This is a genomic window from Haloarcula rubra (assembly GCF_019599465.1).
In the GTDB taxonomy this organism is placed as follows: domain Archaea; phylum Halobacteriota; class Halobacteria; order Halobacteriales; family Haloarculaceae; genus Haloarcula; species Haloarcula rubra.
In genome coordinates this window covers 145,491-158,485 of sequence record NZ_RKLR01000007.1, presented here as the reverse complement: position 1 = coordinate 158,485, position 12,995 = coordinate 145,491, and the positions used below count along the sequence as shown (strand labels likewise).

At 68.2% G+C, this 12,995-nt stretch carries 15 protein-coding genes and 1 tRNA gene; 8 read left to right on the top strand and 8 right to left on the bottom strand.

Annotated elements, in window-relative coordinates:
• Positions 1–8 precede the first annotated feature (8 nt).
• Positions 9–2,174 carry a phosphoribosylformylglycinamidine synthase subunit PurL gene (gene purL / locus EGH21_RS16495; RefSeq protein WP_220619583.1) on the top strand — a complete coding sequence of 722 codons (2,166 nt, stop codon included), beginning with the start codon at positions 9–11 and terminating at the stop codon, positions 2,172–2,174.
• A 45-nt stretch (positions 2,175–2,219) separates the two neighbouring features.
• Here purL and EGH21_RS16490 read toward each other — a convergent pair whose 3' ends face one another.
• Positions 2,220–2,411 (bottom strand): DUF7550 family protein, encoded by a 192-nt coding sequence (locus EGH21_RS16490; protein ID WP_220619582.1) that lies wholly within the window; start codon positions 2,409–2,411, stop codon positions 2,220–2,222.
• Positions 2,412–2,516: 105 nt separating this feature from the next.
• On the opposite strand from EGH21_RS16490, the gene EGH21_RS16485 reads away from it, so the two are divergent.
• The 3 genes from EGH21_RS16485 (at position 2,517) to EGH21_RS16475 (ending at position 5,723) form a co-directional block, all read left to right on the top strand.
• Entirely contained in the window at positions 2,517–3,596 is a 1,080-nt protein-coding gene (locus EGH21_RS16485; RefSeq protein WP_220619581.1) for a PQQ-binding-like beta-propeller repeat protein, read from the top strand.
• A 63-nt stretch (positions 3,597–3,659) separates the two neighbouring features.
• The gene (hisF, locus tag EGH21_RS16480; protein WP_220619580.1) at positions 3,660–4,475 is read left to right on the top strand and encodes an imidazole glycerol phosphate synthase subunit HisF; all 816 of its coding nucleotides are present in this window, start codon (positions 3,660–3,662) and stop codon (positions 4,473–4,475) included.
• A gap of 387 nt (positions 4,476–4,862) precedes the next feature.
• Positions 4,863–5,723, top strand: coding sequence for a hypothetical protein (locus EGH21_RS16475; protein ID WP_220619579.1), 861 nt, complete (start codon positions 4,863–4,865; stop codon positions 5,721–5,723).
• An 18-nt stretch (positions 5,724–5,741) separates the two neighbouring features.
• Here the strand turns inward: EGH21_RS16475 and EGH21_RS16470 are convergent, their stop codons facing one another.
• From EGH21_RS16470 to EGH21_RS16460, 3 genes are all read right to left on the bottom strand, one after another.
• Positions 5,742–6,026 (bottom strand): DNA-directed RNA polymerase subunit L, encoded by a 285-nt coding sequence (locus EGH21_RS16470; RefSeq protein WP_220619578.1) that lies wholly within the window; start codon positions 6,024–6,026, stop codon positions 5,742–5,744.
• Between the two features lie 129 nt (positions 6,027–6,155).
• The gene (locus EGH21_RS16465; RefSeq protein WP_220619577.1) at positions 6,156–6,416 is read right to left on the bottom strand and encodes a DUF7410 domain-containing protein; all 261 of its coding nucleotides are present in this window, start codon (positions 6,414–6,416) and stop codon (positions 6,156–6,158) included.
• The gene (locus tag EGH21_RS16460; protein ID WP_220619576.1) at positions 6,413–7,795 is read right to left on the bottom strand and encodes a hypothetical protein; all 1,383 of its coding nucleotides are present in this window, start codon (positions 7,793–7,795) and stop codon (positions 6,413–6,415) included. Before EGH21_RS16460 ends, EGH21_RS16465 begins: the two co-directional genes overlap by 4 nt.
• Before the next feature lie 103 nt (positions 7,796–7,898).
• Between EGH21_RS16460 and EGH21_RS16455 the strand changes: the two genes are divergently transcribed.
• The 3 genes from EGH21_RS16455 to EGH21_RS16445 all read left to right on the top strand — a co-directional run bounded on the left by EGH21_RS16455 (position 7,899) and on the right by EGH21_RS16445 (position 10,151).
• A complete protein-coding gene (locus tag EGH21_RS16455; protein ID WP_220619575.1) occupies positions 7,899–8,762 on the top strand; it encodes a cytochrome c oxidase subunit 3 in 864 nt (287 codons plus the stop codon).
• 31 nt (positions 8,763–8,793) lie between these two features.
• The gene (locus EGH21_RS16450) at positions 8,794–9,036 is read left to right on the top strand and encodes a DUF7385 family protein (protein WP_220619574.1); all 243 of its coding nucleotides are present in this window, start codon (positions 8,794–8,796) and stop codon (positions 9,034–9,036) included.
• 74 nt (positions 9,037–9,110) lie between these two features.
• A complete protein-coding gene (locus EGH21_RS16445) occupies positions 9,111–10,151 on the top strand; it encodes an NAD(P)-dependent alcohol dehydrogenase (protein ID WP_220619573.1) in 1,041 nt (346 codons plus the stop codon).
• 8 nt (positions 10,152–10,159) lie between these two features.
• Here the strand turns inward: EGH21_RS16445 and EGH21_RS16440 are convergent, their stop codons facing one another.
• On the bottom strand, positions 10,160–10,456 hold the full coding sequence (locus EGH21_RS16440; RefSeq protein WP_220619572.1) for a DUF7562 family protein: 297 nt from the start codon (positions 10,454–10,456) through the stop codon (positions 10,160–10,162).
• A 296-nt stretch (positions 10,457–10,752) separates the two neighbouring features.
• Here EGH21_RS16440 and EGH21_RS16435 point away from each other — a divergent pair, with 296 nt between their 5' ends.
• Positions 10,753–11,604 (top strand): DUF6920 family protein, encoded by an 852-nt coding sequence (locus EGH21_RS16435; protein ID WP_220619571.1) that lies wholly within the window; start codon positions 10,753–10,755, stop codon positions 11,602–11,604.
• A 33-nt stretch (positions 11,605–11,637) separates the two neighbouring features.
• Here EGH21_RS16435 and EGH21_RS16430 read toward each other — a convergent pair.
• The 3 genes from EGH21_RS16430 to EGH21_RS16420 form a co-directional block, all read right to left on the bottom strand.
• Positions 11,638–11,711: transfer RNA gene (locus EGH21_RS16430), tRNA-Thr, on the bottom strand.
• Between the two features lie 122 nt (positions 11,712–11,833).
• Positions 11,834–12,247: a universal stress protein gene (locus EGH21_RS16425; RefSeq protein WP_220619570.1), complete on the bottom strand. Its 414-nt coding sequence runs from the start codon at positions 12,245–12,247 to the stop codon at positions 11,834–11,836.
• 1 nt (position 12,248) lies between these two features.
• Positions 12,249–12,995: an ABC transporter ATP-binding protein gene (locus tag EGH21_RS16420; RefSeq protein WP_220619569.1), complete on the bottom strand. Its 747-nt coding sequence runs from the start codon at positions 12,993–12,995 to the stop codon at positions 12,249–12,251.

The following is a 12,995-nucleotide window of genomic DNA, read 5'->3' as shown; positions in this document are numbered from 1 at the left end:
ACCACCTAATGAGCCTGTCCGACGCGGACCACGACATCGTGGTCGACGAAATCGGTCGGGAGCCCACCCGGGCGGAGGCCGCTCTCTTCGAGAACCTCTGGAGCGAGCACTGCGCCTATCGCTCCTCTCGACCGCTCCTGACGGCGTTCGACTCCGAGGGAGAACAGGTCGTCATCGGCCCCGGCGACGACGCCGCAGTCGTCTCGCTCCCGAGCCACGGCGACGGCGAGGAGATGTACATCACCATGGGCGTCGAGTCCCACAACCACCCCTCCTACGTCGACCCGTTCGACGGCGCCGCCACCGGCGTCGGCGGCATCGTCCGCGACACCCTCTCGATGGGCGCGTACCCCATCGCGCTCGCGGACTGCCTGTACTTCGGCGACTTCGAGCGCGAACACTCCCGCTACCTCTTCGAGGGCGTCGTCGAGGGTATCTCTCACTACGGCAACTGCATCGGCGTCCCGACGGTCACCGGGTCGGTCGCGTTCCACGACGACTACGAGGGCAACCCCCTCGTCAACGTCTCCTGCATCGGCCTGATGGAGCCCGAGCGCACCATCACCGCCGAAGCGCAGGAACCGGGCAACAAACTCGTCCTCGTGGGTAACTCCACCGGTCGCGACGGCCTCGGCGGGGCCTCCTTCGCCAGCGAGGACCTCGCGGAGGACGCCGAGACGGAGGACCGCCCCGCCGTGCAGGTCGGTGACCCCTACACGGAGAAACTCCTCATCGAGTGCAACGAAGCCCTGCTGGACGAGGACCTCGTCGAGTCGGCCCGTGACCTCGGGGCGGCCGGACTGGGCGGCGCGTCCTCCGAACTCGTCGCGAAGGGCGGCCTCGGCGCGACCATCGAACTGGACCGCGTCCACGAGCGCGAACCCAACATGAACGCCATGGAGTACCTGCTCGCCGAGAGTCAGGAGCGCATGGTGTACGAGGTCGCGCCCGAGAACGTCGACCGCGTGGCCGAACTCGCCGAGCGCTACGACCTCGGTTGTTCGGTCATCGGCGAACTCACCGAACCCGGGACGAACTACGTCTGCACCTTCGAGGGCGAGACGGTCGTCGACGTCGAGGCGGAGTTCCTCGGCGACGGCGCCCCGATGAACGACCTGCCGAGCGAGGCCCCGCCCGAACAGGAGCGTGACCTCCCGACCGTCGACCTCTCGGAAGCGTTCGAGCGCATCGTCGCCAGCCCCAACACCGCCTCCAAACGGTGGGTCTACCGCCAGTACGACCACGAGGTGCAGGTCCGCACGAGCGTCCTGCCGGGCGACGACGCCGCCCTCCTCGCGATTCGTGAGGCCGGCACCGGACTGGCCTTCTCCGCCGGCGCCGACCCCAACTGGACCGACGCCGCGCCCTACGAGGGGGCCCGCGCCGTGGCGCTGGAGAACGCCACCAACGTCGCCGCGAAAGGCGCGATTCCCCACGCCGCCGTCGACTGCCTGAACGGTGGCAACCCCGAGAAACCGGACGTCTACGGCGGCTTCAAGGGCATCGTCGACGGCCTCGCGGACATGTGCAGCGACTTAGACGTGCCCGTCGTCGGCGGCAACGTCTCGCTGTACAACGACTCCGTGGCCGGCCCCATCCCGCCGACGCCGACGCTCGCGCTGGTCGGCGTCAAGGAGGGGTACGACGCCCCGCCGATGGAGCTGTCGGGCGAGGGCACCCTCGTCGTCGTCGGCGACACCGCCCTCGAAGGCGAGGCCGACCCGCGTCTCGGTGGCTCCGAGTACACCGCCACCTTCGGCGGCACCGACGCCTTCCCGGAACTCCCCGCGGACCCGACGATCCTCGTCGAGACCATCGCGGACGTGGCCGACGAGGACCACGTCCTCGCCAGCCACGACGTGAGCCACGGCGGCCTCGCAGTGGCACTCGCTGAGATGGTCCACGAGGACGCCGGCGCTAGCATCGAGATAGAGACGGTCGACCGCGGCACCCAGAAGCGTCTCCTGTTCAACGAACGGCCGGGCCGCGTCGTCTTCGAGACGACCGACCCCGCGGCGGTGCGAGAAGCGTTCGACGGCGTCGCCCCGGTGACGGAACTGGGCGAGGCCGACGGCTCGAACCACCTCTCGCTCACCGTCGAGGACGAGCGGCTCCAGTACCACGCGGGCGAAATCGCGGACCTCCGGTCGACCATCGACGACGAACTGGCCTGAACGGCGGCTCCGCGGTCTTTTAGAACAGTAAGAGAGAGCGGTGGTCTAGACCAGCGCGAACGCGATACCGAACGTGAGCGCGAGGCCGACGAGTGCGACGACGGCGCCCGTCGACACCTGCGACGTCGTGAACTCGCTCTGGGGCGCCGTCTCGCGAAGCGGCGGCTCCTTCGACGGCAGGTCGACGTTCTCGGGGTCGAACTCGGGACGGTCCTCGGCGTGGTGGTCGTCTCCCATGGACGGGCGTTCTGGAGACTCCTACCTGTAACTGTCGGATTCGCTCGGTCAAAGCCGGGTTTGAGCTACCTGAAGGCACTTTCCGGTACCGAGTCGATAGTGGCTATGGAGTACACGCGACGACGCCTGCTGACGACGGTCGGCGGCCTCGGGACCGCGAGCGTCGCCGGTTGTCTGGACCGAGTGACCGGCCGGCGCCACGAACGCATCGACTGGTACGTCCAGACGGAGGGCACCATCGGTGCGCTGGCTCCCGCGGACGGGACGCTCACGGTCCTGACGATGTGGCGCGCGCTATCCTTCCGCGCCGACGGAACCGAACGCTGGCGCGTTCTGCTGGACGACCCCGGCGATACCGTCTGCTACGATTCGGGCCTCGCCGTCGGCGACGCCGGCGGCACCGACCGCGCGTACGTCGCTGGCTGTGGGCGTGTGCAGGCGTTCCGAGTCGACGACGGGAGCGTCCTCTGGGAGACGCCGGACGTGGCGTCGCTGGAGTCGATTACCACTGTCGACGGCCGGTTGTACGTGAGCGGCGGCGGCCTGACGGCCCTCGACGGCGCGGACGGCACGGTCCGGTGGACGGCCCTCGACGACGCCGACGGACTCACACCCCCGGGGGCGACGGCGGAGACTGTCGTCGTCGGGAGCGACGCCGGCACCGTCTACGCGCTGGACGCCGCCGACGGCACCGAGCGGTGGCGCAACGACCTCGGCGGCCACCGGATCCAGACGCCCACGCTCGTCGACGGCACGGTGTACGTCGCGACGAGCGTCCCCGAGGACGACCGGGGCGAGTTGGTGGCACTGGACGCGGCCGACGGGCGCGAGCGCTGGCGGATCGACACCGGACAGGCGCTGGCCGACAGTCGGCCGGTGGTGACAGACGACACGGTGTTGCTCGGCACGGCCAGCGGGTCGCTCCACGCCCACCGCCGGGACACGGGCACACAGCGGTGGCGTTTCGACGCCGACGACTGGCTGGTGACCCAACCGGCCGTCGCGCCCGGCGGCGGGACGGCCTACGTCGGGAGCAACGACGGCAACTGCTACGCCGTCTCGCTGGCCGACGGCGAACAGCGCTGGTCGGTCGCGGTCGGGTACAGTTCCGTCACGCCGGCGGTGGACGGCGACCGCGTCTTCGTCGGGAGTCACGACGGCCTGTTCGCGCTCTCGCGGGACTGACTGCCCGCGAATTGCGCCAGCCGAAACCGTCAAACGGCCCTGTGGCAAAGGTGCGGGTATCAGATGACGCTCACGAAACGCATCATCCCCTGTATCGACGTGGACGTCGACGAGAACGGGGAGGCCGCCGTCTACACCGGCGTCAACTTCGAGGACCTGGAGTACACCGGGGACCCGGTCGAGATGGCGAAAGCCTACAACGAGTCCGGGGCCGACGAGTTCGTCTTTCTGGACATCACCGCCTCGGCCGAGGGCCGCGAGACGATGCTCGAGACCGTCTCCGCCGTCGCGGACGAGGTGTTCATTCCCCTCACGGTCGGCGGCGGCATCCGCACCCGCGAGGATATCAAGGAGACCCTGCGGGCGGGCGCAGACAAGGTGTCCATCAACTCCGGGGCCATCGCGGAGCCGGAACTCATAGAGGAGGGCGCCGCCGCCTTCGGCAGTCAGTGCATCGTCATCTCGCTGGACGCACGCCGGCGCTTCGACGACGAGGGCGAGCACTACGTCGAGGTGGACGGCGAGTCCTGCTGGTTCGAGTGCACCGTCAAGGGCGGGCGCGAGGGCACCGGTCTGGACGCCGTCGCGTGGGCGATGGAGGCCGAGGAACGCGGGGCCGGCGAGATTTTCGTCAACTCTATCGACGCCGACGGCACCAAGGACGGCTACGACATCCCGCTGATGAAAGCGGTCTGTGACGCCGTCTCGACGCCCGTCATCGCCTCCTCGGGGTGTGGAAGTCCCGCGGACATGGAGGAGGTTTTCGTCGACGCCGGCGCAGACGCCGGCCTCGCGGCCTCCATCTTCCACTTCGGCGAGTACTCCATCGCGGAGACGAAGGAGTATCTGGACAGCAAGGGCATCCCGGTCAGGTTGTAGCACGGGTCGGAGCGAGCACCGCGAGCGACGACGCGCCTTTTTCGCCCACGTTTTAGCGGCGAGTGGTGCGCCCGTGGCGCACCCGAGTCGGAAAAAGGTGGGAACGGGGTATCTGGACAGCAAGGGTATCCCGGTTCGACTGTAGCACGGGTCGGAGCGAACACAGCGAGCGACGACGCGCCTTTTTCGCCCACGTTTTTGCGGCGAGTGGTGCGCCCGTGGCGCACCCGAGTCGGAAAAAGGTGGGAACGGGGTATCTGGACAGCAAGGGCATCCCGGTCCGGTTGTAGCACGGGTCGGCGGCCGCCGCGGATGTTGACCTGACCCCCGCGCTGTCACACGCCGGTTCCGCGCACTCTTTGTATCTCGGTCACCTACGGTTACCCAATGGAATGGCGGTGTGAGTGGTGTGGCAAACCTCACGAGGAGAACGACCCGCCCTGTGACAACTGCGGCCACGGCACGTACGAGCGGGCAGTCCAGCCCGTCGGCCCGAATCGGTCCGCAGACGGCGAGGTCCACGGTGGCTCCGTCTGGGTCTGTCAGGACTGTGGCCGCCAGCACCAGCGCAACTCCCCACCCTGCAGGCGGTGTGGGAGCGCGAACTTCGAGCGCGAACGGGTGGCCGATACCGACCCGATGGCGGACATCAGCACGAGTTGGCGGGACATCATCGAACCGAAGTACGTCGCCGGCTACGCGCTCGTGGCGGTCGTGCTGGGCGTCGTCGCACTCGGTGCGGTCGGGGTCGTCCCGCTGCCCGGCTTCGACGCGGGCGGCGGCGGGGAGCCGCCCGCGATTCCCGACGCGCCGGGCAGCGCCGACACCGCTGGCGGCCTCTCCCTGTCGGCCACCGAGGACGCCTACGTCGACGCGCTGAACGAACGCCGGACCAGCGAGGGCGCCGGTGCGCTGACCCGGAACGCCACCGCAGACGACGCCGCGGCCTACTACAACAAGGCTATCGTCGCGGCCAGAGCGGGCGACGGGTCGGGTCCCGAACGCGACGCCTTCCAGCGGTTCGGCCTCGCCTGCGAACGGCCCAGCGTCGTCGCCTATCAGGTCGCCTACGACCGGACCGGCCGGTCGGTGAGCGACTTCGACAGCGAGGCGGCGCTGGCGTCGTCGCTCGTCGATAGCTACGTCGAACGCGGGAACCGCTTCCGCGCCGCAGAAGTGGGCACCGTCGGCGTCGACGTCCACGTCGCGCCGGACGGCAGCGTGTTCGTCACCTACGTCGTCTGCTGAGAACGGGATAGAGGCAGCTTACGCGGCTGCTTCGAACGCGTCGGTGAGGCTGTCTGCCTTCTCGATGACCCGGTCGGTGCCGTCTTCGAGGGCGTCGAGCGCGTCGACGCTCTCCTGCGTCTTGATGGTCAGCACGGGGTCGGTCTGCCCACCGGACTGCTCCGGGTTCACGTCGTAAGTCGCCGCCGTGACGCCCTCCGTCTCCAGCAGGGCGCCCTTGATGACGTTCATGAACGTGTGGTCCTCACCCGCAATCTCGATAGAGAGTTCCGTGTCCGACTTGTCGATGACGCGAAGGTCCATGCCTACGTGTACTCGCTCAGCGGCCCATCAACGTGTCGCTTCTCCGTAGTCGGCCGTTCCGCACCGACGGCCGCCGGCACTCTCCGGCCCGAGCGGTCGGTCGGCAGACCGAGCAGAGACGAGCCGCAGTCAGACGAGCGCGTAGATCATCAGGAGGACGAAGTATATCGCCACGAGCGCGCCAAGCGCCTGCAAGCGGAACGTCCCTAATTCCTCTTCCTCCTCGGCGTAGGCCGCCCGGAACGCCGCCACCTCGTCGTCGTCGAGTTCGTCGGGGTGGTCGAGGCCGCGGTGGAGCGCCAGCCACTCCTCGCGGGCGAACGGGCGGTCGCAGTAGGCACACTCGTAGGCCGGTGCGTCGGCGGGTACGTCGTAGTCGTGGTCGGTCATAGGTGGGGGAGTGGCACCTCCGGGCGGGAGACGACCCACAGGCTGGTCATCGTGTAGAACACCATCACGGCGACGAACGGGTACTGCGAGCGGATGGCCTGCAAGCGCGAGGGGAAGAGGTCGAACGCGGCCGCGTGGGCCACCCAGATGGCCAGCAGGTGGCCGACGACGACCGACGCCAGCGCGACGCCGCCGAACCACCCCGGCAGCTGGTAGACGGGGACCGACACGGGGTCGGCAAACGGGGCGAGCGTGGCCGCCCCCAATGCCGGCGCGAGGAAGAGGAAGTAGCCCAGATAGTGCGCGAAGTGGTAGCCGGCGGCGATGGCCAGCAGCGGCGGGGCGAACCGCTCGGCGAGTTCGTCGGGCGCGAGGTAGGTCTCGGCCGTCCGCGTGCTCGCCCGCACCGCGAGTCGGTAGACGCCCAGAAAGAGGGCAAATCCGGCGAGTAGAGCGAGCGGATACAGGAGGTGCGCCGGGAGGCCCGCGTCGACCAGCGGCGTCGTCAGGTCGCGCCACCCCGGCGTCGTCACGAGGCCGTCGTAGGTGGTCACCCAGAGGAGCGCGACGACGAACGCCACCTCGTCGGCCCCGTCGACCAGTCGTCGCTCGGAGAGCGCTATCCCGGGCAGTCTGAGGTGGAGCGAGCCGTCCCCGCGGCGGCCGACGGGCGCGACGCGGCCGTAGTACCGGAAGACGCGCTCGACCGGGTCCACGTCGTCGAACCACGTCTCGCGGCCGAAGACGACGGCCCCGGCGAGCGTCAGGACGCTGTATCCCAGGACGACCGTCGCCAGCAGTCGGGCGTCGTCGGCCAGCGGACTGACGACTTCCAGCCAGACGAGCGCCAGTAGGCCGACGACGCTGGGCCACGCGCCCAGTCGCTCGGGGTAGTCGCGGTCAAGCGACGGGAGCACGAGCGCGAGAGTCGAGAGGGGGTTGAGGACGCGCCAACTGTTTCCGACCAGATACGTCGTCATAGCGAGGCCGGCCCACCAGCCCACCCAGACGAGCAGGATGGCGAGGTTGGTTCGCGGCGTCGTCGGGCCGAGAAAGCCGACGACGAGGACGGCGGCGAGGCCGAGGAGCCCCACCGTGCGGCCGAGCAATCGAGGAATCCGAACGCCGCCGTCGACGAGCGGTGTCCCCCAGCTGTGGACGCGCTCGACGAACGAGCGGTCGGTGACGAAGGAAGCCAGCAGGAACGACGCGCCGACGGCGGCCCCGCCCGTCGAGAGGAACAGCCACGTCGGAATCGTCAGCGACTCGCGGCCGCCCGCGGCCAGACTCCCGCCGTGGGCGCTGGCCGTCCCGACGGCGAAGAGCCAACAGAGCGACCCCACGGCGGCCGCGGTGACACGGCGTCGGCGTGCTGTCATCGGCGGGCCTAGGAACCTCGGGGCCCTGTAGGTTCCGACATCGGTCCGCGTCGGGCGCGCGGAATTGGATGGGCTTTTAGTAATCGCTTCGCAAGGGACCGGTATGAGCCAGATAGAAGAACACACGGAGAGCGGACACGGGGACCACCACCTCCCGGCCACGGAGGACTGGCCCCGCGGCTTCGGCGAGGCGAGTTGGTGGCCGTTCGTGACCGCTATCGGGGGGTCGGGCATCTACGTCGGCGCGGCACTGCTGGTCCTCGCGCTTGGCGAGAACGCACTCGTGAGTACGACCATCGGGGCCGGGGCGACAGTAGCCAGCGTCGGCCTGTTCCTCGTCGGGATTTACGGCTGGCTCTACCACGCCTTCGTCTCTGACTTCTGGGAACGCGGCACGAACCACCACTCGGGCCGCACGCTGAAGTTCGCTATGTTGCTGTTCCTCGGGACCGAGGTCGCGACGTTCGGCGCGGGCTTCATCTACTACTTCATGGTCCGCGGGACGGACGTGTGGACACAGGCCGCCATCCCGCACGTCTGGGGGTCGCTCGTCGTCGTCAACACCGTCATCCTCCTCGTCAGTTCGGTGACGCTCCACTACAGTCACGTCGCCCTGCTGAACGGGAACCGCTCGCGGTTCATGAAACTGCTCGGCCTGACGCTCCTGTTGGGAATCGTCTTCATCGGCGGGCAGGTGTACGAGTACTACGAGTTCATCGTCCACGAGAACTTCACCATCGCACAGGGCATCTACGGCTCCGCGTTCTACGGCCTGACGGGCCTGCACGGCCTGCACGTCACGATGGGGGCCGTCCTGCTGGGCATCGTCTTCGTCCGGGCGTACTACGGCCAGTACTCCCCGGAACGGCACACCTCCGTCTCGACGGCGTCGATGTACTGGCACTTCGTCGACGTCGTCTGGGTGTTCCTCGTCGTCGTCCTCTACATGGGCGCGAACCTCGTCTAAGGTTTAAGCGACTGTCCGCTCTCTGTTCTCCATGGACCGACTCGACGTCAGCGACGGCTTCGACGTCCACGACTACCGCCACGGGCTGAAACTCCTGCAACAGGACCGTGGGACGATGACGCTGGCGAACCGGCAGGGGTTCGCGTGTCCCGCCTGCGGCGACGCCTTCGAGCGCCTGTTCGTCAGCGAGAACCGGACGAACACGTTCGGCGACCCGGGTAGCCCGTTCTGCCTCGTCCGCACCGACGACGAGTTGCTGGTGTTGACGCACTGACCGACACCCGTCTGGGAGCACTCGGAAGTCCCCTCGGCGAGTCTTTTTCAGCGGTTGTCACGTAGTAGCACGCGATGCGCGCAGCACGACTCCACGAGTACACCGACGACATGACGAACGGCCTCTCCGTCGACGAGGTAGACGCCCCACAGGTATCGAACAGCGGCGACGTCGTGGTCGACATCGAAGGGGCTGGCTGGTGCCAGACGGACAACCACATCATCGAGGGGATGTGGACCGACTACGTCGAACAGACCCTCCCGCTGACACTCGGCCACGAGAACGCCGGGACGGTGGTCGAGACGGGCGAAGAGGTGACAACCGTCTCCGAGGGCGACCAGGTCGTCTGTCACCCCGTCCAGACCTGCGGGACGTGTCGCCCCTGCCGACAGGGCGAGACGATGTACTGCGAGAACCAGCAGTTCAACGGTCTCACGGTCGACGGCGGCTTCGCCGACCAACTCCACACCAGCGAGCGGTCGGTCGTCCCCCTTCCGGAGGGCGTCGACCCGGCGACTATCGCACCCCACGCCGACGCCGGCATCACCGCTTACCACGCCGCGAAGAAGGCCGTCGACGGACTGAACCCCGGCGACGCCTGTGTCGTCGTCGGCGTCGGCGGCCTCGGTCACATCGGCCTCCAGTGTATCGACGCGATGAGCGCGGCCGACATCGTCGCCGTCGACATCAAACGGGAGGCCCGAGATTTGGCGACCGAACTGGGCGCGCACTACACCATCGACCCCGAGAGCGAGGACGTGGCGAACGAAGTCGCCGACATCACCGACGGCGTCGGCGCCGCACAGGTCCTGGACTTCGTCGGCGCCGACGAGACGACCCAACTCGCCCCGGACGTCTGCGCCGCGGGCGGCGACCACCACATCATCGGCTACGGCGGCCACATCCACGAACCCGCACAGGCGCTCGTCAACGGCGAGTTCGCCTATCAGGGCAACATCGTCGGCCAGTACACGGAACTGCAGGAACTGGTCGCGCTGGTCGAACGCGACGCCGTCCAGTTACACACCACCCAGTACGAACTGGACGAGATCAACACCGTGGCCGAGAAACTGGAACACGGCGAAATCGAGGGGCGAGCGGTCATCACGCCCTGACCGCTCGGTCAGGGCTGTCGCTCGGGTGCCTCCTCTCGCGCGAGCGCGCAGTACCGCCGCAGGAACGTCGCACGGTCTGTCGTTCCGGCACCGGCCTCGACCAGCCGGTCCTCCAGTCCTCGCCGCGGACTGTGACAGCACTCGCGGTAGCACGGTTTGCAGAGGAACTCGAACTCCTTCTCGTCCCGGTCCCAGCGGTCCCCGTGCTTGTCGTACTCGCGGGCGTCGTCGCGTGCCACCGATTCGCCGCAGGCGAGACAGGTCACCTCGCCGCCGTCGCGGTGCCACGCGTTCCGATACGACACGTATCAGTCACCTCCGCGTGGGCCGTGGTCGTCGGGCGTTCCGGGTCGTCGGCGTCGATGTCGTGTCATCGGTCGCTCGGTCGGTCCTTCGACCCCGCGGCGAGTCTGTCTACTGCGCCACCTCTGAGGGACGTTTATACCGGGCCGGAAGCGGTCGGGTGCTCGGCCGTCGGCGGCGCTGTCGTGCTATCACGGGCCCCAGCCACCTATTTCTCGGCTGCGCGACGACTAGCACACGAGCGACGATGTCCCCACAGTCCACCTACAAAGCCGCGTCAGAGCACCGGACGGGACGGGTGTCCCGTCGAACCCTCTCGCTCGGTCTGGCGGCCGCCGTCGCCGTCGGTGCCGTCCTCGCGGGCAAGCGCCGACTGGCGTCGCGGACGGCCCGACTGACGGCCGACTTGTCTGCCGCGTCCGGCGATACCTCCCCCCGAGTCGTCGCCGAAGACGACTACGCGGCCCTTCCGGACCCAGTCCGCCGGTACTTCGAGACGGTACTCGACCCGGGAACACCGTACGTCCGGACGGCGAGACTGACCCAGCGCGGCGCGTTCCGCCTCGGCGACGTCGACTCGGCGTGGCACCCGTTCGACGCCACCCAGACGTACGCCGTCGACCCGCCGGGGTTCGTCTGGGACGCGACGGTACGGCTGGGGTCGGTGGTGCCGGTGAACGTGGTCGACAGCTACGTCGACGGCACTGGCTCGCTGGCTGCCCACCTCCTCTGGACGGTCCCGGTCGCCGAGGCCGACCCGTCCCCGAAACTCGACGCCGGTGAACTCCAGCGCTATCTCGCCGAAGCCGTCTGGTTCCCGACGGCCCTCCTGCCCGAGAGCGGCGTCGAGTGGATGCCCGTCGACGACAGCACCGCCCGCGCCACCCTAACGGATGGCGACATGAGCGCGTCGCTCGCCTTCCACTTCGACGAGGACAGTCTGGTCGACAAGGTGGTCGCCGACCAGCGGTACCGTGCCGTCGACGACGGCTACGAGGCCGCCCGGTGGACCGGGCGTTTCGAGGACTACGCCGAGCGAGGCGGGATGGTCGTGCCGACCCGTGGCGAGGTGGCGTGGAACCTTTCGCAGGGCGATTTGCCCTACTGGCGTGGGGAGATTACCGGGTTCGAGTTCGAGACTGCCGGGTAGCGACGCTCCTGACGGATAGTGTCCAGAGAAGCAAGCCGGTGGAGGGATTTGAACCCTCGGCCTAATCCTTACGAAGGATTCGCTCTGCCAGTCTGAGCTACACCGGCGCGGGCACACACTGCCAGACGCACGTGACGACGACTCGTCTCGGGTGTGCCTGTCTGCACACGATACTTGCAGCGATAACCGCAATAAGGATTGCGAATCAGGGGCGTCGAGAGACGCGTTCTCACGCCTCCCGGGCGCCGACGACGGTGACCGGGACGTCCGACTCCAGCAGCACTTGCTGGGCGACGCTCCCGAACACGACTTTCCCCGTCGGCGAGCGCTTGCGCGACCCCATCGCGATGTGGTCGACGTCGAACTCCGTGGACAGTTCGAGGATGCCGTCGGCCGGCGGCAGACTGCCCTCCGCCAGCTCGACGGCGACGTCGCGCTCTTCGAGGTAGTCGCGGACCAACCGGACGGTCTCGACGCGGTCGACCGACTGGAGTTCGTCGGGCGCGTCGATCTCCTCCGGCGTCAGCGCGTGGGTCACTATCGCTTCGATGTTCTCCGCGGCGGTCGGCAGTTCCGCCACGAAGGCGGCCTGGCCGCGGGCACGGTCCGGGTCGGCGTCGACGGGTACGAGTATGCGGTACATGTTAGCCACCGAGGTAGAGTCGTCCGACTTCCTCGTCGTTCAGGAGTTCCGTCCCGGTGCCGGTAAACTTTATCTCCCCGCTGGCGAGGACGAACCCGCGGTCGGCGACCGAGAGCCCCTTCTCTGCGTTCTGTTCGACCAGCAGGATAGTCGTCCCGAGGTCGTTGAGTTGCTCGATGCGCTCGAACACGTCGTCGATGAAGCGCGGTTCGAGGCCGATAGACGGTTCGTCGAGCATCATCAGGTCGGGGTCGACCATCAGCGCCCGGGCGAGTTCCAGCAGACGGCGCTGGCCCCCGGAGAGGGTGCCGGCCTTCTGCTGGCGGATGTCGCCCAGCACCGGGAACTCGTCGTACAGTACCTCGGCGCGTTGGGCGGCCTGTTCGTCGTCGTCGAAGACGTACCCGCCCATCAGCATGTTCTCGTGGACGCTCATACCCGGGAACACGCTGGCGTCCTGCAGGACGTAGCTCATCCGGTTCTTGAGGTTCTCCTGTGGCGAGCGCCCGGTGATGTCCTCGTTCCGGAACGTGACGCTCCCCGACTGCACGTCGGCGAAGCCGTAGATGCTCTTCATCAGCGTGGACTTCCCCGACCCGTTCGGGCCGATGAGACACGCTATCTGTCCCTCCTCGACGGCCATGCTGACGTCGTGCAGGACGGTCGTGTTGCCGTAGCCCGACGTCACGTCGTTCATCGCGAGTATCGGGTCCTCTGTCGTCGTGGTGTCTGTGTCTGTCGTGGCCAT